The organism is Roseateles sp. P5_D6 (assembly GCF_054049415.1).
Genome location: NZ_JBFUMK010000007.1, coordinates 1 through 18370, shown reverse-complemented (window position 1 = coordinate 18370; position 18370 = coordinate 1). Strand labels below are relative to the sequence as shown.

At 67.7% G+C, this 18370-nt stretch carries 19 protein-coding genes; 11 read left to right on the top strand and 8 right to left on the bottom strand.

The genetic code is table 11. The features are described from left to right. Nucleotides 1-13 precede the first annotated feature (13 nt). The gene (locus tag ACXJKM_RS11140) at nt 14-148 is read left to right on the top strand and encodes a hypothetical protein (RefSeq protein ID WP_457320199.1); all 135 of its coding nucleotides are present in this window, start codon (nt 14-16) and stop codon (nt 146-148) included. Here the strand turns inward: ACXJKM_RS11140 and ACXJKM_RS11135 are convergent. The 4 genes from ACXJKM_RS11135 to ACXJKM_RS11120 all read right to left on the bottom strand — a co-directional run bounded on the left by ACXJKM_RS11135 (nt 145) and on the right by ACXJKM_RS11120 (nt 6039). Further along, on the bottom strand, nt 145-2091 hold the full coding sequence (locus tag ACXJKM_RS11135; protein WP_457352353.1) for an ATP-binding protein: 1947 nt from the start codon (nt 2089-2091) through the stop codon (nt 145-147). The two genes, ACXJKM_RS11140 and ACXJKM_RS11135, sit on opposite strands and share 4 nt — an antisense overlap. Further along, nucleotides 2092-2643 (bottom strand): YfiR family protein, encoded by a 552-nt coding sequence (locus ACXJKM_RS11130; RefSeq protein ID WP_457352351.1) that lies wholly within the window; start codon nt 2641-2643, stop codon nt 2092-2094. Further along, nucleotides 2643-4568: a TonB-dependent receptor plug domain-containing protein gene (locus tag ACXJKM_RS11125; RefSeq protein WP_457352349.1), complete on the bottom strand. Its 1926-nt coding sequence runs from the start codon at nt 4566-4568 to the stop codon at nt 2643-2645. The genes ACXJKM_RS11130 and ACXJKM_RS11125 overlap by 1 nt, the downstream gene beginning before the upstream one ends. A 223-nt stretch (nt 4569-4791) precedes the next feature. Further along, nucleotides 4792-6039: an MFS transporter gene (locus ACXJKM_RS11120; RefSeq protein WP_457352347.1), complete on the bottom strand. Its 1248-nt coding sequence runs from the start codon at nt 6037-6039 to the stop codon at nt 4792-4794. Between the two features lie 230 nt (nt 6040-6269). Between ACXJKM_RS11120 and ACXJKM_RS11115 the strand changes: the two genes are divergently transcribed. Then, entirely contained in the window at nt 6270-6725 is a 456-nt protein-coding gene (locus tag ACXJKM_RS11115) for a MarR family winged helix-turn-helix transcriptional regulator (protein WP_056204720.1), read from the top strand. Nucleotides 6726-6829: 104 nt separating this feature from the next. Next, nucleotides 6830-7300, top strand: coding sequence for a hypothetical protein (locus ACXJKM_RS11110; RefSeq protein WP_056204716.1), 471 nt, complete (start codon nt 6830-6832; stop codon nt 7298-7300). Nucleotides 7301-7440: 140 nt separating this feature from the next. On the opposite strand, the gene ACXJKM_RS11105 is transcribed toward ACXJKM_RS11110, so the two are convergent. Next, complete coding sequence (locus tag ACXJKM_RS11105) at nt 7441-7602, bottom strand: DUF1328 domain-containing protein (protein ID WP_082533043.1); 162 nt, start codon at nt 7600-7602, stop codon at nt 7441-7443. 33 nt (nt 7603-7635) lie between these two features. Next, nucleotides 7636-9615 carry an AsmA family protein gene (locus ACXJKM_RS11100; RefSeq protein ID WP_457320211.1) on the bottom strand — a complete coding sequence of 660 codons (1980 nt, stop codon included), beginning with the start codon at nt 9613-9615 and terminating at the stop codon, nt 7636-7638. Nucleotides 9616-9810: 195 nt separating this feature from the next. Here ACXJKM_RS11100 and ACXJKM_RS11095 point away from each other — a divergent pair, with 195 nt between their 5' ends. From ACXJKM_RS11095 to ACXJKM_RS11065, 7 genes are all read left to right on the top strand, one after another. After that, complete coding sequence (locus ACXJKM_RS11095; protein WP_457320212.1) at nt 9811-10239, top strand: BON domain-containing protein; 429 nt, start codon at nt 9811-9813, stop codon at nt 10237-10239. Nucleotides 10240-10400: 161 nt separating this feature from the next. Next, nucleotides 10401-12059, top strand: coding sequence for an ABC transporter ATP-binding protein/permease (locus ACXJKM_RS11090; protein ID WP_056204709.1), 1659 nt, complete (start codon nt 10401-10403; stop codon nt 12057-12059). A gap of 77 nt (nt 12060-12136) precedes the next feature. Further along, the gene (locus ACXJKM_RS11085; RefSeq protein WP_457352344.1) at nt 12137-13174 is read left to right on the top strand and encodes a branched-chain amino acid ABC transporter permease; all 1038 of its coding nucleotides are present in this window, start codon (nt 12137-12139) and stop codon (nt 13172-13174) included. After that, nucleotides 13174-13581 (top strand): GxxExxY protein, encoded by a 408-nt coding sequence (locus ACXJKM_RS11080; RefSeq protein WP_457352342.1) that lies wholly within the window; start codon nt 13174-13176, stop codon nt 13579-13581. Before ACXJKM_RS11085 ends, ACXJKM_RS11080 begins: the two co-directional genes overlap by 1 nt. A gap of 58 nt (nt 13582-13639) precedes the next feature. Beyond that, nucleotides 13640-15427 carry a branched-chain amino acid ABC transporter ATP-binding protein/permease gene (locus ACXJKM_RS11075; RefSeq protein ID WP_457352340.1) on the top strand — a complete coding sequence of 596 codons (1788 nt, stop codon included), beginning with the start codon at nt 13640-13642 and terminating at the stop codon, nt 15425-15427. Next, nucleotides 15424-16155: an ABC transporter ATP-binding protein gene (locus ACXJKM_RS11070; RefSeq protein ID WP_457352338.1), complete on the top strand. Its 732-nt coding sequence runs from the start codon at nt 15424-15426 to the stop codon at nt 16153-16155. The genes ACXJKM_RS11075 and ACXJKM_RS11070 overlap by 4 nt, the downstream gene beginning before the upstream one ends. 17 nt (nt 16156-16172) lie before the next feature. Next, complete coding sequence (locus ACXJKM_RS11065; RefSeq protein ID WP_457352337.1) at nt 16173-16577, top strand: hypothetical protein; 405 nt, start codon at nt 16173-16175, stop codon at nt 16575-16577. Between the two features lie 66 nt (nt 16578-16643). Here the strand turns inward: ACXJKM_RS11065 and ACXJKM_RS11060 are convergent, their stop codons facing one another. After that, nucleotides 16644-17411: a helix-turn-helix transcriptional regulator gene (locus ACXJKM_RS11060; RefSeq protein ID WP_457352335.1), complete on the bottom strand. Its 768-nt coding sequence runs from the start codon at nt 17409-17411 to the stop codon at nt 16644-16646. Nucleotides 17412-17748: 337 nt separating this feature from the next. Next, entirely contained in the window at nt 17749-18192 is a 444-nt protein-coding gene (locus ACXJKM_RS11055; protein ID WP_457352334.1) for an SDR family oxidoreductase, read from the bottom strand. Between ACXJKM_RS11055 and ACXJKM_RS11050 the strand changes: the two genes are divergently transcribed. Further along, nucleotides 18170-18370: helix-turn-helix domain-containing protein (locus ACXJKM_RS11050; protein ID WP_457352332.1), on the top strand; the 201-nt coding region annotated here is incomplete at its 3' end. The genes ACXJKM_RS11055 and ACXJKM_RS11050 overlap by 23 nt on opposite strands.

Sequence of the window (18370 nt, the reverse complement as noted above, 5' to 3'; positions counted from 1 at the left end):
CTGAGGACTTCAGATGAACACCTTGCCCCTGCCCACGCTTCCGCGGCCGCAGCCGCTGCCGCGCCCGGTCGTCTCCTTCGCCCGCATGCTGGTGCTGGCTCAGCGGCGCTTTCGCGATCAGCAGCAGAAACCCGCGGCAGCCGTCTAGCGTCGCGCCCGCGCGGTGGCCAGCGCGCTGTCCAGCGCCTCCAGCAGCCGCCGCGGCTCCAGCGGCTTGGTCAGGTAGCGGAAGAAGCCTGCGGCCAGGCCCGCCACCGCGGCATCGGGCATGGCGTTGGCGGTCAGCGCGATGATGGGGATATGGGCTGTTCGCGGGTCCATGTGCAGGATGGACTGGGCCTCGCGCCCGGTCATGCGCGGCATGTTGTTGTCCATCAGGATGACGTCGGGCACATATTGCCGGGCCATCTCGACCCCGCGCTGGCCGTCGGGCGCCGTCAGCAGCCGGATGTCGCCGCGTGCGGCCAGCAGCTCCTCGACGAGCTGGCGGCTGGCGGGGTTGTCTTCCACATAGAGCACGGTGGCTGGCGCCTCGCCCTCACGCGGCGCGGCCGTCAGGCTGGCCAGGTCGCCCCAGTCGGTTTCGGCGTGCGGCACGGCGGGCAGTTCGCTGGCCCGCAGGTCGACCCAGAACACGCTGCCTTCGCCGGGCACACTGTGCACGCCGATCTGGCCGCCCATCAGCTCGACCAGGCGCTGGGTGACGACCAGGCCGATGCCGGTGCCCTGCTCGGGGCCGCCCTCCTGGCCGAGGCGGTTGAAGGGCTGGAACAGCGCCTCGACCTGCTCGGGCTTGAGCCCGGCGCCGGTGTCCTTCACCGAGATGCGCACATGCCCGGCATCGAACCGGTCGCAGTCCACGCGCACCGAGCCGCCGGGGCGGTTGTACTTGATGGCGTTGCTGACGAGGTTGAGCACCACCTGCTTGAGCCGCATGCGGTCGGCCAGCGCCACGCAGCCGCTGCTGTTGACGAACTGGGTGGCGATGGCGCGCTGGCTGGCCATCGGCTCGATCATCTTGCGGCATTCCGCCAGCACATCGTCCAGCGGCACCGGCTCGACCGACAGCTCCACATGGCCGCTCTCGATGCGCGCGAGGTTGAGGATCTCGTTGATCAGCGTCAGCAGATGCTTGCCGGCGCCGACGATGTGGTCGACAAACTCCTGGCGCCGCTCGGGCTTGGCGTCAGCGATGTTGGTGCCCAGCAGTTGGCCGAAACCGATGATGGCGTTCAGCGGCGTGCGCAGCTCGTGGCTCATGCTGGACAGGAATTCCGACTTCGCGCGGTTGGCCTTCTCGGCCACGGCGGTGGCGAGCCGCAAGTCCTCATTGGAGGTCTCGAGCTGGGCGGTGCGCTCGTGCACGCGGGCTTCCAGCTGCTCGTTGAGCCGCATGACTTCCTGGGCGTGCTTCTCGATCTCACCCAGCATGCCGTTGAAGGAATCGGCCAGCACGCCGACCTCATCGTCGGTCATCTTGGCGGCCCGGCGCGAATAGTCCTGGCGCTGCATGACGTCGCGGGCCACATCGCTGATGGCGAGGATGGGCTGCACCACGGCGCGCTGCAGCCGCATGGAAAACAGGAAAGCGATGCCCAGCGCGGCCAGGGCGACCACCGCGGCGATGCCGAGATAGGTCAGCACGCGGTCATGCAGCGCGTACTCGGCGCGCAGATAGACGCTGCCGATGGCGCGCCCGTCCTGCACGATGGGCAGGGCGACGGCGATGTCGCGGTCGGCACGGTGCACGCCCTGCTTTTCAGCATGCGCGGGCAGCGGCGCGTCGGCGCCCGCGGCCGTGTAGGAGGCGAAGCGCTCGCCCTGGGCGCCGTAGATGGCGGCGGCACGCACGCGCGGCTGCAGGCGCAGCAGCGCAAGGTTCTCGCTGGCCACCTTGACGTCGTCGAACTCCAGCGCCGGCGCCGTCGAATGGCCGAGCAACTCGGCCTGGGCCTTGAGATCAGCCACCCAGCCTTCGTGATAGGACTTCAGGTCATAGGCCACCATCGCGCCCAGCGCGACAAGCAACGCGACCAGGGCCGTCAACATCGTGACGCCGAGCAGTCTCCGTTGGAGTGAGAGCCTGAACATCTATGACTTGCCTTCAACCCGACGCGCGACGCCGAGCAGGCGCACGCTGATCTTGAGGCCGCTTTGCGTGGCGGGCGGCAACAGGATGTCAAAACGCACCTTGTCGTCGATGACGACGAAATTGATCATGCCCATTGCGCCGCCGGGGTCAAACTCGGTGACTGTGAGGACTGGCCTCCCTTGTACGGCCGCGAGCAGGTTGGGTGTGTAGGAGACCATGCCGCGCGAAACGAAGAGGGCGTGGACGCCCTCTGGCACTTCGCCGCGCACGAGCCGGCGCACCTCGACGGGCCGCCCGGCCACGGAGGTGGCCGTGGCGGTGCGGCGGAACTCCTCGACGACCGCCTCGCTGGCCAGCACGCCGATGCGAGACGGCTCGCCCACCGGGCCCAGCGACTGCGGTGGCCAGTCGATGTAGTTGCCGAACTTGCAGACGAAGGCGGCCTTGACCTGGTATTCGGCCATGCCGTCATCGTCGCCCGCACGCGCGCCGCCCGCGATGGCCAACGCCGCGAGCAGCAGCGTTCGGCGGGCGAGGCGGGCGACCTTCATCAGAAGAAGCGCATGCGCATCTGGAGCATGAGGTTGCGGCCGAACTCGGTGCGGGTTTGGATGGCGGTGAACTCGCCGTGGCTGCCGAACAGGTTCTGGGCCACCAGCGCGAGGTCGACATCGGGGCCGATGCGCCGGCCAAGGCGCAGGTCCACGGCCGTGTAGGCCGGCACGTCTGGCGCGCTCAGGGCGCCGACATGGCGCAGCATGAGGTCCAGTTCGGCATCGCTGGGCAGGTTGAAGGCCGCACGCAGCCGCCACAGCTGGCGTGGCATGGCGCCGGAGGCGGCGGCCACGGAGTCGGCGGTGTCGATGCTGCCCGGCTTGAGCTGCAGGTGCGGCCTCAGCAGCGTGACGCCGCCGTGCAGGCGCAGCCAGGACGCAGCCTGCAGGCTGCCCCAGGCCTCCAGGCCGCTGACGCGGCCTTTCATGCCGTTGCCGAAATAGACCGACGTGCCGCTGGGCGCCAGCTCCTGGGTGCGCAGATGGTCGTAGTTGCCATGAAAGGCCGTGGCCGACAGCGTCAGTGCGGGCAGTGGCTGGCCGCGGTAGCCGAGCTCCAGCACATTGGCCGTCTCGGCGCGAAAGCCCGCGCCGCCGTCGAGGATGAAAGGCGGCTGGGCAGGGATGTAGATGTCGCGGTCCAGCCGCGAGGGCGCGCGCACGGTGTGTGCGGCCGAAGCCCACCACAGCTGGCCGGGCGAAGGCTTCCATGCCAGGCGCAGATTGGGCAGGAACTCGTTGCCCGTGTAGTCATTGCGTTCGACACGCGCACCGAGTGTCACGCGCAGGCCCTCGGCAACCGCGACCTCGTCCTGAACAAACAGGCTGGTCCAGGCCTGGTTCAGTCGCTCGGGCAGGAAGGCGAACTCAGGCGCGCCGTGGCCGACGCGGTCCTGCGAGCGACGATGGTTGGCGCCTAGCACGACGGTGTGGTCAGGCGTGGGCCGCAACGTGTACTGCACTTCGAAATCGGCGATCTCCAGCGTCTCGTCGAAGGTGGGCGGGTTCACGCGCACGGTGCGGTCCAGATAGCCCTGCACGCTGAGTTCGCCGCCGCCGATCGGCCCATCCCAGCGCGCCAGCAGGTTGGCACCGGAGAGCCGGATGGTGTCCAGCGCGAAGTTCACGCCCGTGACGTCGATGCTGCCCGGCAGCGGCTGGCCGTGGTTGCCGCGATAGGCATTGCCCTGCAGTGTGACGCGATCGTTGCCGCGGCCCCAGTCGGCGCGAAAGCCGCCCCTGAGCATGTGGCCCGCATCCTCCACGGGCGTGCCCGCCGCCGTTTCGGTGCGGCCTTGGCTGGTGTGCTTGAGGTAGAGGCGCATGTCGCCGCCGTCGCCCAGCGACCAGCCATGGCGCAGCACCGTGTCGCGCTCGTGGCTGCCCGTCGCCGCCGATACCAGGCTGCCGCGCGTGGTCGAGGCACTGCGCGTGATGATGTTGATGACGCCGTTGACGGCGTTGACGCCCCACAGTGTGCTGCCGGGGCCGCTGCTGACCTCGATGCGATCGATGTCTTCCAGTGCCACGTCCTGCACGTCCCAGAAAACGCCGGCAAACAGCGGCGTGTAGACCGAGCGCCCGTCGACAAGGACGAGCAACTTGTTGGCCGAGCCGGCATTGAAGCCGCGTGCACTAATCGAATAGTCGCCGCTCGAGGTTTCGGCGACGTGCAGATTCGGCGCCAGGCGCAGGGCCTCGGGCAGGCGGGTCACGCCGGCGCGGCGGATGTCGTCGGCGGTGATGACAAAGAGTGAGGCCGCCGCATCCCCCAGGCGCTGTTCACGCTTGGCAGTGGAGGTGATGGTGACGTTACCGAGCTCTTCCAGGCTGAGGTCGACCAGAGGGGCCTGGGCCGCCGCGGGCGCCGCCCATAGCGCAGCTGCTGCAATGCAACATGCCCGGCTTTGTGGCTGCCCCATGCACCCTCCCAACGGTGACCCGGTCGCTCGACGATAACGCAGCGACATGACGGGGGCAACGCGACATCGGCCCGCATGTGGCACCAGACGGCAACCCGTGACAAACGCCTCGTTTCAGGGGCGCTGCGTGCCTGCGCCGGGATTCGGCCACGTCGGGTGAGTGGCAGCGCGCAATGGCGCCAGCATCCGCCTGGCCGCCGGGCCGGGGGGCGCGGCCTGCTCGTCAGCGTGGACTTTTCCTGGGCACGTTCTTCTGCAACTGCCACAGCAGCACACAGACGATCAGCGTCGTGCCGATCAGCACGTTGCCGACCCACGGAAAGTGCTCCAGCCTGCCGTCGGTGCCAATGCTCACGATATGGCCGGACACCAGCGCCGCCAGGCCGCCAGCCAGCTGCTGCAACGCCGCATTGATGGCCGTGAAGGCGCCGCGCTGCTCCGGCGCGGGGATGCCGGTGACGACAACCTGCCAGGGCACCATGCGCGAGAAGATGCCGGCGAAGAGGATGACGTTGACGACGACCAGCGTCGTCAGCGATGACGGACCCAGCCGCGTGTAGATCGCCACCATCACGATGGTGATGGCACTGCCCGTGAAGAACACCGGCAATGGGCCGAAGCGATCGACGAGGCGGCCCACCAGCGGCGCGACGAACATCGTGCTGATGCCGGTGACGAGATAGACCATGGGCAGGTGCTGCAGGTCGATGCCGACGTTGTTCACCGAGAAGGCGCTGGCGAAGGGCATGATCATGAAGCCGCCGGTCGTCAGCAGCGCCGTGATGACGAAGGCGTGCACATGGCGGGCCTTGGCGACGGTGTGCCAGAGGTGGGCGAAGGCGCTGCGGTCGCTCTGCAGCTTCAAGTGGGCATCCACCGGCTTCATGCGCCAGGCGATCAGCAGGCCGCCGACTGCTCCGAAGGCCACCAATGCCATGAAGGGCGCGTGCCAGTCCCAGTGCGTGGCGAGGTAGAGGCCGAAAGGCAGGCCCAGCACCTGGCTGGCCGCAAAGCCGCCCTGCAGCAGGCCCATGACGCGCCCCCGCAGTGCCGGCTCGAAGAGGTCGGCGGCGATGGCCATGACGATGGAGCCGATGACACCGCCGAACAGCCCGGTGACGATGCGCGCCATCAGCAGCGACTCGAAGCTGGTGGCCAGGCCGCACCACAGCGTGCCGAGCAGAAACCCGCCGTAGAAGAACAGCAGCAGCTTCTTGCGGTCGAAGCGGTCGGCAAAGCCTGCCGTCAGCAGGCCGGAGATGCCGGCGCTGAAGGCATAGGCCGACACGACCAGGCCGAACTGCTGGGCTGTCATCGACATGGCCGGCATGATCATGGCGCCGAGCGGCGACATGATCATGAAGTCCAGGATGACGGCGAACTGCAGCAGTGTCAGCAGGCCGGTGGCAAAGCGCTGGTAGGGGGTGAAGGCGAGCGGCGGGGCAGTGGCTGGAGCGGTGGCTTCGGGCATGGGCGGCGGCGGTGGCAGGCGCGGGGCCTGATGGGGGGATGTTGGGCGCTGGCGTGCCGCTCGATGGCGGCGTTGGGATTGCCACGCAGTGTGCGCGAGGGCGTGCCCGGACGTGGCAGCAGAGACTGGAGCGGGATGAGACGCCGAGCTCGCTGCATAGGAGCCTATTCATATTAAGATAGGCGCCTATGTAAAGTCAAGGACCGTTCATCAGTCCTTTCTGTGCGTCCATGCCCGAGCCTCGAGAACCCCAACCGCCGCTGAAGCTGATCGGCCATGTCCACCGCGGTTTCCAGCGCATGGCCGACCAATTGCTGCGCGAGCAGGGCTTCGCGCTGGGCCAGCTGCCGGTGCTGATGGCGCTGAAGGACGGCAAGCCGCGCTCCCAGGCGGAGCTGGCGCGGCTGGCCCATGTGGAGCAACCCAGCATGGCCCAGTTGCTGGCGCGCATGGAAAGAGACGGCCTCGTCGAGCGAGTGCCCGACCCCGAGGACGGCCGCAGCCGCCTCATCTCGCTGACGACCGCCTGCCGCGAGCGCATGCCCAAGGCGCGTGGCGTTATGCAGGCGTTGAGCGCGGAGGCGCTGCAGGGCTTCAGCGCCGAGGAGGTGGCGGTGCTCGGCGGGCTGCTGAGCCGCCTGGCGGACAGCGTCGATGCGATGCTGGAGCGTCGCCTGGGGGACTGAGGCGGGCCTGGCGCGCCGTCCTACACGGCGTCGCGCCGCAGGCTCACGCGGGTGCGGAGGTGGCCGCGCGAGAGTGAAGCATCCCGATTTGCGGAGATGCAATCATGGACACGATGATGGACAGCCCGCCCCGGCTGGAAACAGCACCTTCGCAGGCTGCGGACGTGCTGATCTGCGTGGTCGGCACGGCCGATGTGATGCAGGCTTGCGAAGCCGACCTGGCGGTACTGGCGGCAAACAGCAGCGTGCATCGCCTGGACTGGCGTCTGGACGACGAGTTCGGCGAACCGCCCGTCGAGGCGGATTGGGCCGACGGCCTTATCGTGCTGAATTCCGACGCCTGGGCTGCACCAACCGGCTGCGCCAAGTTGCAAGCCCTGCTGAAAATGGCCTGGCGCTGCGGCCGCACCGTGGCGCTATGCGGCGACGCGATGAATTCGCTGAGCACACTGGGCTTTGCGGCCGATGTGCCCGCCGAGGCCGAAGGCCTCTTCCTCTGCCCCCAGGGGCCTTGCAGCGAGACGTTGCGCGAGTTCCTCGACGCCATCCAGGAACAGCCCCATCGCGGCCGTTGAGCGCCTGGCCCGTTGATTGATCCTTGCTCCAAGCCTGTCAGCTTGTGGCAGGCCTGTCGGAACTGCACCAAAAAGCGTGGCCCGCGTCGCGCTTCTTCTCGAAGCTGAACGCGGGCCACGCGCAGGGACGAACCGAGTCGCTATCTGCGCATCAACCCCACCACCAGGCTGATGATGGCCAGGATGATGAAGCCGTAAAACAGCAGTTGGGCAATGCCTGCGGCGCTGGCGGCAATGCCGCCAAAGCCGAACAGGGCCGCCACGAGGGCGACAACAAAGAAGATGATCGCGTAACGCAGCATGAGGTTTCTCCTTGGACTGTTGGCATCGCTAATCTAGGGCTGGCGCTGGTGCTGGGGTGCCGGCCCCCGCCGCGCTGCCGGGTAGGAAGCCGCCGACGCGGTTACAGCCGGCTTGGCGCTCGCATCCGCACGTGGCGCCGCAGCCGGTCCATCGCAGCTCACGGGCGGCAGGTCCTCCCCGGGATCGACGAAGGCCAACAGGGCGGCCGGCGGCGCCAGCGCCCCCAGGGCGATGGCGGCAATGGCCTTGCCGCCCAGGGCCTTGCCCTCCAGGGCGATGCGCGGGTCGCCCAAAGTGCCCTGCACGCGCACCGGTGAACGCAGCGTCAGCAACGAGAAGTCCTTGGGCCTGGCGACCACCCGCAGGTCCAGTGTCTCGTCGGCCAGGCTGATGCGGCCGTCGATGTCGATGCGGCTGTCGCGGTTGTCCACCACGGCCGAGCGTGGCCTCAGCACACCCGCCTTGAAATTGCCGTCCAGGCGGGCGCAATTCAGCGCCAGGTTCTTGTCGCCGCGCAGCAGGATGCCCAGGCCTTGAGCCAGGTCCAGCCCGGTGGCTTCGGTCAGCAGATGGGAAATGCTGCCCTTGTCGAGCTGCAGGCGAATAGGGCCGTTCAGGCTGGCCAGCAATGCGGCCGTGCTGCCCCCGTGGCCCTGCACGTCGATGTCGGCGCGCATGCGGCCGGTCACGGGGTGTTCACTCAGGCTCTTGGCCTGGAACTTGAACCACTGCTCAATGGCCATGCCGCGTACGTCGGCATGCACCTGCCACAGCGGCGGGCTGGGGCGCGTGTCCAGCCGCAGCCGGCCGGCCAGCTCGCCGCCGGCCACGCCGGCATTGAAGTTCTCCAGCGTCAGCACGCCGCCTTCCAGCACCACGCTGGTATTCACCGGTGCCAGCGGCGCAAGCTTGGCGCTGCCGAGGTCGAGCTGGGTCAGCGCGACGGCGACGCGCGCGTCCATCGTGCTCAGCGACGGCAGGTCCAGCGGCCGGTCGGGCAGCACGCGGCCCGGGCGGCTGGGTGGCGCATCCGCGCCGACGGCTGGGCCTAAGTCGGCCAGTCGCAGCGGGCCGCCACGCAGCATGCCGCTGAGCATGGGGCGCCGTGTTGACTTCTCGCGGGTGTCGAAGCTGAAATCGCCGGCCAGTTGGCTCTTGCCGATGCGGGCACGGGCACCGCCCAGCTGCCAGACGCCCGAGGCATGCTGCAGCCGCCCGCTGAGCTCCAGCGGCGGCGTGCTGGGCAGGGTGATTCCGAAAGGGCGGCCGACGTCGGCCAGCGAGTTGCCGCGCACCTGCAGCTGGCCGTCCAGCGCGCGGGCGTCGAGCAGCGATGCGGCCGTGCCGGCGAAAGCGATGCGGCCGTCACGCTGGGTCAGTTCGGCACGCAGCTGCACCGGCGGCAGGCCGGTGTCGGCGGGCGCGAGCAGGGCCAGCCCGGCGCCGGCTTCGGCCTTCAGCGCGAGTTGCTGGCCGCGCAGCTTGCCCTTCAAATCGGCCGTCCACTGACCGTCGGCCTGGGTCGCGAAGCGGGCGTCGCCGACCAACAGCAGCGGCGCATCGTCCAGCTGGGCGCTGCCGTGGCGGACGACGAGGTGGTCGATCTGCGGCAGCTCGGCCGGCTCATCGCGGGCGCCCGAGGGTTGCACCGGCCAGGCCGTGCGGCCGGCGGCGTCACGCTGCCAGTTCAGGGACAAGGACTCGGCCTGTACCAGGCGCAGCCGCAGCGGTGCGCCGCGGCGCCAGGCCCAGATGTCACCCCATTGCCAGTTCAGCAGCACGTCCTTGGCGTCGGCCAGGGGCTCGCCGCGGGTGCCGCTGACGCGCAGCCGGGGGGCCTCGAGCCGAGGTTTCCACAATAGGTGCAGCCGAGCACCGGCGTCCATGTCCAGGCCGCGCTCGGCCTGGGCGGCCAGCCGGGGCGCGAGGCCAGGCCAGCCGGCCAGATCCATGCCCACGACGGCAATGACGACCAGCACGACGGCGCCGGCAATGGTGACGGCGACTTTCATGAAGGCCATGCTCGCGGCCGGTTGCCGGGACCGGCGTGGGACGGGGGGCCCCATGCCTGTAGGACGCTGGCTGACACACGCGCCTGTCGGTTCGGTCCGACAGGCGATCGGCGCCTGGGCCGAAATCGGGTGCGGCCAGAGACGTCCAAAGTATGAAAACCGGCCTGATGGCCTCGCACCGGAAAGGACGCCCCAATGAAACAGCACACCACTGCCCGCCTGCCCCTGCTGGCCACTCTCGCCATGGCCGCCGCGCTTGGCGCCTGCAGCCGCCAGCCCGACGATGAACTGAGCGCCGGCCAGCGCGCGGACAACGCCGTGGCCGATGCCAAGCGCGAAGGCAGCGAAGTCCTGGCCGACGCCCGCATGTCGGCGCGCGAGGCCGCGGATGCGACAGCCCGCGTTTCTTCAGACATGAACATCACGGCCAAGGTCAATGCCGCGCTGGCCGTGGATGACCAGCTGAAGGCCACGCAGATCAATGTCGACACCCGTGACGGGCAGGTGACGCTGTCCGGTCAGGCGCCCGACCCGAGGTCGCGCGAGCGCGCTACGACGCTGGCCGCGGCCATCGACGGGGTGAAGCAGGTCAACAACCAGCTGGTGGTCACCCGCAACGGCTGACCCTGCAACTCGCCAAAGCAAAGGCGCCCCGCGAGGGCGCCTTTGCTTTGGCCGCGTCGGCATGCCGTCCGACAGTCCACCGCCGGCCGTAACGATAGCCTTGTCTAGACAACTGCAATCGCTTACTCATGGCCGCCCCTGTTTCTGCATTGAAACGCTTCATGACCGTGGCCAAACCCTATTGGGTGGGCGACCGGCGCGTCTGGGCCTGGGCCTTCTTGGTCGGGCTCATCGTGCTGATGCTGGCCGAGACGCAGTTCGCCGTGTTGCTGAACAACCAGACCGGCGAGCTGACCTCGGCACTGGCGGCGCGCGACGAGCCGCGCTTCTGGGCCGCGGTGCGCGCCATGCTGTGGATCATGGCCTTCGCGGTGCCTATCTTTGCCATCTACTACTACGCCCGCGACGCCTATGCCAACGACTGGCGGCGCTGGCTGACCCACCGCTTCCTGGACGGCTATCTGCGCGAGCGCCGTTACTTCCACATCGCCGGCGACGAGATCGACAACCCGGACCAGCGCATCGCCGACGACATCAACACCTTCACCAGCCGGTCGCTGCACTTCCTGCTCATCCTGCTGGGCTCGCTGATGCAACTGGTGGCCTTCAGTGCCGTGCTGTGGTCGCTGTCGCATTCGTTGGTGGGCTTTCTCGTCGTCTACGCAGTGGCCGGCACCCTGCTGTCTCTCGGCCTGTTCGGGCGGCCGCTGATCCGGCTCAACTACTGGCAGCTCAAGCGCGAGGCGGACTTCCGCTTCCGGCTGATGCGCGTGCGCGAGAACGCCGAGTCCATCGCCTTCTATGGCGGTGAAGACCAGGAGCGCCACCAGCTGCAGCAGCGCCTGCGCGCCACGCTGCTGAACACACGCAAGCTGATCCGCGCGCAGTTCGGGCTCAACCTTTTCCAGCGGGCCTTCAGCCAGCTGAGCCTGCTGGTGCCCAGCGTCGTGCTGGCCGCCGACGTGCTTGGCGGGCGACTCGAGGTGGGTCAGGCCGTGCAGGCCGGTGGCGCCTTTGCGGCGGTGCTGGGGGCGGTGTCCCTCATCATCGACAACTTCGAAAGCCTCTCGCGCTTCGTGGCCGGCATCGACCGCCTGCATGTGATGACCGAAGTGCTGGATGCGGCACTGCCCGAGGCCGGCATCGACCGCCAGGAAGGCCGCGAGCTGAACATCAAGGACCTCACCGTGCACGCGCCGGGCAGCGACCGGGTGCTGGTCGAAAAGCTCTCCCTGCACGTGCCGGAAGGCGGCTCACTGTTGATCACCGGTGCCAGTGGCTGTGGCAAGAGCTCGCTGCTGCGCGCCATCGCCGGCCTGTGGACCCAGGGCAGCGGCCAGGTACTGCACCCGCCGCGCGAGGATGTCTTTTTCCTGCCGCAGCGGCCCTATCTGCAGGTGGGCACGCTGCGCAGCCAACTCATCTACCCCAGCACGCAAAGCAAGCTCGACGACGAGGCGCTGCTGAAGGTGTTGGACGAGGTGCAGCTGCGCCACCTCGCCGAAGGCGACAGCGGCCTGGACCGCAGCGAGGACTGGGAAAAGCTGCTCAGCGGCGGCGAGCAGCAGCGCCTGGCATTCGCGCGCCTGCTGGTGCATGCGCCGCGCCTGGCCATCCTGGATGAGGCCACCAGCGCGCTGGATGATGCCAACCAGAAGCGGCTGTACCAGCGGCTGGCCGAACGCGGCACCACCCTGATCAGCATCGCCCACCGCGCCGCCGTGGCGGGCTTTCACCGCCATGTGCTGAAGCTGACCGGTGGGGGGCGCTGGACGCTGGCGAAGACGCCGCGCCGGCCGGCTGACAAGCCGGACAAGTGAGGGTTCGCGCAAGGGTCGAGTAGGAAATCGTCGCTACGATCCGCGCACTTCCTGCTGCTAGCCTGCGCGCCCCCCCGATGGACCTGACGATTGCCGCGATCCTGGGCCTGGATGGCCTGACCAACGGCGCGATCTACGCGCTGGTCGCCCTTGCCCTGGTGCTGGTGTTCTCGGTCACCCGCGTCATCTTCATTCCCCAGGGCGAGTTCGTTGCCTTCGGCGCGCTGACGTTGGCTTCACTGCAGATGGGCAAGGTGCCGGGCACGGTCTGGCTGCTGCTGCTGATGGCCACGGCGGTTGCGATGCTGGACGTGATTCAGGGTTTGCGTGAGCGGCGGCCGATGGCGCGCATCGCTTTCGGGCTGATGCAGACGCTGAGCTTTCCCATCGGCATGGCTGTGGCTTTGCCGATGTTGGCGCAGGAACAGCCAGCGCTGTGGATCCAGGTGCTGCTGACCCTGGCCATCGTCACGGCGATGGGCCCGCTGCTCTACCGCCTGGCCTATCGCGCGCTGTCGGGCGCCAGTGTGCTGACGCTGCTCATCGTGTCCGTCGGCGTGCACTTCGCGCTGACCGGCGTCGGCCTGGTCTTCTTCGGTGCCGAGGGCTATCGCACACCGGCCTTCTGGGAAGCGCGCTACGACGTCGGGCCGTTGAGCTTCACGGGCCAGACGCTGATCATCTTCGGCGCCTCCATCGCGCTGCTCGTGGCGATGTTCTTCTTCTTCGAGCGCACCCTGATGGGCAAGGCCCTGCGCGCCACCTCGATCAACCGCACCGGCGCGCGGCTGATGGGCATTTCGGGCGACGCGGCCGGCTCGCTGAGCTTCACGATGGCGGCCTTCATCGGCGCGCTGTCGGGCCTGCTGATCTCGCCGTCGACGACCATCTATTACGACACCGGCTTCCTGATCGGCCTGAAGGGCTTCGTCGCCGCGGTGTTCGGTGGCTTGGCCAGCTTCCCGATGGCGCTGGCCGGCGCGATCGGCGTCGGCCTTATCGAGAGCTTCGGCTCCTTCTGGGCCAGCGCCTTCAAGGAGGTCATCGTTTTCACGGTGATCCTGCCGATCCTCCTCTGGCGGTCCTTCGTGGATCCGCACCACGAGGAGCATTGATGACGGTCTCTGAACACAGCCACAGAGGCACAGAGGCACAGAGTTATGCGGTCACGGAAACTGTGATCGCTGCGGCCATCGAGGTACATCGGGAGTTGGGGCCGGGGCTTCTTGAAAGCATTTATGAAGCTGCCATGGATATTGAGTTGCGCATTCGTGGTCTGAAGGTTGACCGGCAGGTTGAAGTGCCGATGCTTTACAAGGGTGAGTTGCTGGGGTCCAGCTACCGCGTCGACCTGCTGATCGAACGGCAGTTGGTGGTGGAACTGAAGGCGGTGGAGCGGCTTGCGCCGATTCATACGGCGCAGTTGCTGACCTACCTGAGGTTGTTGAAAGTGCCCACCGGTCTTTTGATTAACTTCAATCACGCCCAACTGCGGCAGGGGCTGCAAAGGGTTGCGCTATGACCTTTCAACCTCTGTGCCTCTGTGCCTCTGTGGCTGTGTTCATCGGTCCCAGCAATCCATGATCGCTTCACAGAAACGCCCCGCGCTCGCCGCGATAGCGGCCACGGTCCTGCTGGTCCTGCCCTTCGCCCCGGTGCCGGATTTCTGGATCACGCAGCTCAACTACATCGGCCTGTTTTCTCTGGTTGTGCTCGGCCTTGTGCTGTTGACGGGCGTCGGCGGCCTGACGTCGTTTGGCCAGGCCGCGTTTGCCGGTGTCGGTGCCTACGCAACCGGCTATCTTTGCAACGCGCTGGGCATGTCGCCGTGGCTGGGGCTGGTGGCGGGCCTCGCGATCACGCTGGTGCTGGCCCTGGTCATCGGCGCGCTGACGCTGCGCATGTCGGGCCACTACCTGCCGCTGGCCACCATCTGCTGGTGCCTGGCGCTGTACTACCTCGTCGGCAACCTGGAGGCGCTGGGCAAGTACGACGGCCTGCTCGGCCTGCCGGCCATCACGCTCGGTGATTTCAGCTTCCAGAGCGAGCGCCGCATCTATCTGCTGATCTGGCTCGCGGCCCTGCTCGCGGCCCTGGGCGTCACGCGGCTGCTGGACTCCCGGCCGGGCCGCATCATGCGGGCGCTGAACACCAACCGCGGTGGCGGCTCGACCATGCCCGAGGCCATGGGCGCATCGACCTTTCGCTACAAACTCATCATGTTCGTCGTCGCGGCGCTGCTGGCCTCGGTGTCGGGCTGGCTGTATGCCCACATGCAGCGCAGCGTGAACCCCTCGCCCTTCGGCATCAAGTTCGGCATCGAATACCTCTTCATGGCCGTGCTCGGTGGCATCGGCACGGTCGGCGGCGCCTTCACGGGGGCGGCGCTGGTGAAACTGGCGGAGGACCAGCTCAAGGTCGTGCTGCCCATGGTCTTCGGCGGTTCGGGCAACTACGAAATCATCGTCTTCGGCGTCGTATTGGTGCTGGTGCTGCGCTTTGCGCCGGACGGCCTGTGGCCGCTGATCGCGCGCTGGCTGCCGGCGGGCCGCGCGAGGGCGGTGGACGAATCGGTGCCTGTCTTGAGTTCGCGTAGCCATCCGCAGCCGGGCGCGGCGCTGCTGGACGTGCGCAAGATCAGGAAGACCTTCGGCGGCCTGGTCGCCGTCAACGACATCAGCTTTGCGATCCGCGCCGGCGACATCGTCGGCCTCATCGGCCCCAATGGCGCGGGCAAGAGCACGACCTTCAACCTTGTCTCCGGCGTGCTGCCGCTCACCAGCGGCGAGGTCGAGCTGCTCGGCCAACGCATGGACGGCCGCGAGAGCCGCGACATCGCCCGCGCCGGCTTGAGCCGCACCTTCCAGCATGTGAAGCTGGTGCCCGACATGACGGTGCTGGAGAACGTGGCGCTGGGCACCTACTTGCGCACCAAGAGCGGCACCGTGCGAGCGATGCTCGGCCTGAACAGAGCCGAGGAGGCGCAGGCGCGCGCCGAGGCCATGCGCCAGCTGCGCCGCATCGGCTTGGGCGACCAAGCCCATGAGCTGGCCGGCAACTTGGCGCTGGGGCCGCAGCGCCTCGTCGAGATCGCCCGCGCGCTGGCCAGCGACCCGTCGCTGCTGCTGCTGGACGAACCAGCCGCCGGCCTGCGCCACAAGGAGAAGGAAGCGCTCGCCGAAGTGCTGCGGCAGCTGAAGGGCGAGGGCCTGTCGCTGCTGCTCGTGGAGCACGACATGGACTTCGTCATGAGGCTGACCGACCGCATCGTCGTCATGGAGTTCGGTCGCTGGCTGATGGAGGGCACACCAGCCGAAGTGCAGGCCAGCCCGGCGGTGCGTGCGGCCTACCTGGGAGCGGACGAATGAGCGCATTGCTGGAGGTCGTCGACCTGCTCGCCGGCTATGGGCGTGCCGAGGTGTTGCATGGGCTGAGCTTCACCGCGGCGGAGAAGAGCGTCGTCACCGTCATCGGCCCCAACGGCGCCGGCAAGTCCACGCTGCTGGGCGCGCTGATGGGCCTGATCCCGTCGCGCAGCAGCAGGCTGCGCTTTGCGGGCGAAGACATCGCCAAGCTGACGCTGGAAGAGCGCGTGCTCGCCGGTCTGGCCCTGGTGCCCGAGAAGCGCGAGCTGTTCGGCACCATGACCGTCGAGGACAACCTGCTGCTCGGCGGCTGGCGGCCCAAGAAGCTCGGCGACAAGCGCTGGCGCGACGGCATGGACAGCGTCTACACGCGCTTCCCGCGCCTGAAGGAGCGCCGCGCGCAAGCGGCTGGCACCTTGTCCGGCGGCGAACGCCAGATGCTGGCCCTGGGCCGCGCGCTGATGGGCCAGCCCAAACTGTTGATGCTGGACGAACCCAGCCTGGGCCTGGCGCCGCTCATCGTGCGCGAGATCTTCACCATCGTGGACGACCTGCGCGCCAGTGGCGTCAGCATCCTGCTCGTCGAACAGAACGCGCGTGCGGCGCTGCGAGTGGCCGATCACGGGCATGTGCTGGAGACGGGGGAGTTCGGGCTCAGTGGACCGGCGGATCAGCTGGCGGCGGACCCGAGGGTGATTGAGACGTATCTTGGTGCGGGGCGCAAGGATTGAACTGAGGCCAATGCCGTATGCACAAGAGCCTGACGCCTCGCGCCAACCTGCTGTTGATTGCCGGGTGGCTGGCAGTTACTGCTGTCGCGATCTATCTGGGCTGGCCCGAGGCAAGGTACGCGACCATGCTCACCTTCTGCATTGGCAGCTTTGCCGGAGCGGCTCAGGCCCAGGCGTTGAGCTTGGTCGCTGAAGAGCTGAAGCAGACCGAATCAGCGATGCAAGTCAGAAAGACCCTCTATGCCACCAAAGGCGGGCGTCTGTCTGTTCTCCTTTTGTGGGCGGTTTCTGTGAGTGCACTGATTTGGGCTTTTGCGATGGGTGTTGATAAGGGGCTGATCTTGTTTGTTGCTTCGTATTCAGCGTTCGCGCTCGCTCGTGAACTGGTTGCATTGCCTGCAGTCTTTCGCTTGCAGCGCTAGGCAGCCTCGTGCAGGCCATCAACCGTCAATGCGCGTTGACCAGACCTGTTTGGGCCTTGTTTCGCGCTAAGGCCTGACCAACATCGTCGGCGCAATGCCGAACATGCGCCGACACGTCCGGCTGAGATGGGCCGAATCCGCAAATCCCCAGGCCTGCGCTGCTTCCGTCCACGACACCCCACCCATGGCCGCACCAACGGCGGCTTCGACGCGGGCCCAGAGCAGATAGGCCCGCAGCGACATGCCGGTCTGCGCGACGAAGAGATGGCGGAAGCGGCTGGGTGACAGATGTGCCGCGGCAGCGGCTTGTGCCAGTGTCACCGGCTCGCTCAGGCGGCCCCTCATGAACTCGATGGCGCGGCTGATGCGCGGGTCCACGCTCAGCGTGGGCGGCGCCTGACCGCACAAGGTGTCGACGATGCGGTGACTGATATCGACGAGGGCTTCGCCCAGCGCGTCGGCGGTGAATGCGTCGAGCAATTCCGCAAGCAGGGTCTGGATAGCCTCGACGGGCAGGTCGACGATGGCTGCTGCACCGTACTGCTGCAGCAGGGCACGACCTTGCGCGGTCTCGGGCTCCACAAAGATCTGCGCCACCGTTTCGCCGCCACCATCGAACTGATGGCGCTGGTGCGGGCTGACCATGGCGACGGCGCGCGCCTGCCATGGCTGCTCGTCGCTGCACAAGCGCAGCCGCCCGGTGAGGGCCATGGAAATCTGGATGGCGTGATGGGCATGCGCCTGGGCGCGACCCGTGGCGCGGCCGATCCACAGGCTGCCACCGCTCCACAGCAGCACGCGGCCGATGCCGACGATGGGCTTGGCCGACGGCATCAACGCCTCCCGCTGCGCCAGCGCAGATCAGCCGTTTTGTTCAAGCCGGCAGGGCCCGCAATGAACAGAATTCTTTTCACGGACAAACCGGTCCGCATCTTTGTCACCTCACGGAGCTATCCATGCAAAACACCACCACCCCCGCCTGCAATTGCGCCAACTGCCCCGGCGCCTCCTGCACCTGCGGTTGCCAGTCGCTTGCGACCCAACTGGCCGCCGCGGCAGCCACTGCCGGCTGCGCCTGCGGACCGAACTGCGCGTGCCAACCCGTCTGCCGTTGCGTCTGAGTTCAGGCCGTGCGGTGCAGGCTAACACCCGCACCGCACGACCGCGGCGCTCACTGCGCCGTCATTCCCCCATCCACCGCCAACGACTGCCCGGTCAGATAGCGCGCCTTGTCGCTGGCCAGGAAGACGATGGGCTGGTCGATCTCGTCGACGGTGCCGAAGCGCTGCGTCGAGTTGCCGGCGCGCGTGTCGGCCGCTGTGCCGTCCAGGGCTGCACACTTGCCAGGCCTTCGGCGGCATGCTTGCTGGTCGCATAGCGGGTAAGTTAGGGCAAGCAGCGCGAACCCCAACAATGCAAATGCACTTGATAACTCTGTGAAGAGCCTCTCGACCCGATGCAGTGCCGCGGGAGTCCGCCCCGCGATGGCGGGTAACTTTTCTCTGACGCGCTGTTTGGACCGGAGACATGGGTAACACCCGTGCCAGGACATGGGTAACGCTTTCGGGGTTTCGAAGCCCCGGAAGAAGCCCATGGTCTGGATGGAGAAGAACACCGTGTCCCTGCGTCAAGAGTTCGTGCACCTGGCCCGCCAGGACGGCGCCAACGTGCGTGCGTTGTGTCGCCAGTTCGGCATCAGCCCCAAGACCGGCTACAAGTGGCTGAGCCGTTTCGAAACCTGCGCGGGCGATGCGCAGGCGCTGCATGACCGCAGCCGTCGTCCGCTGAGTGAG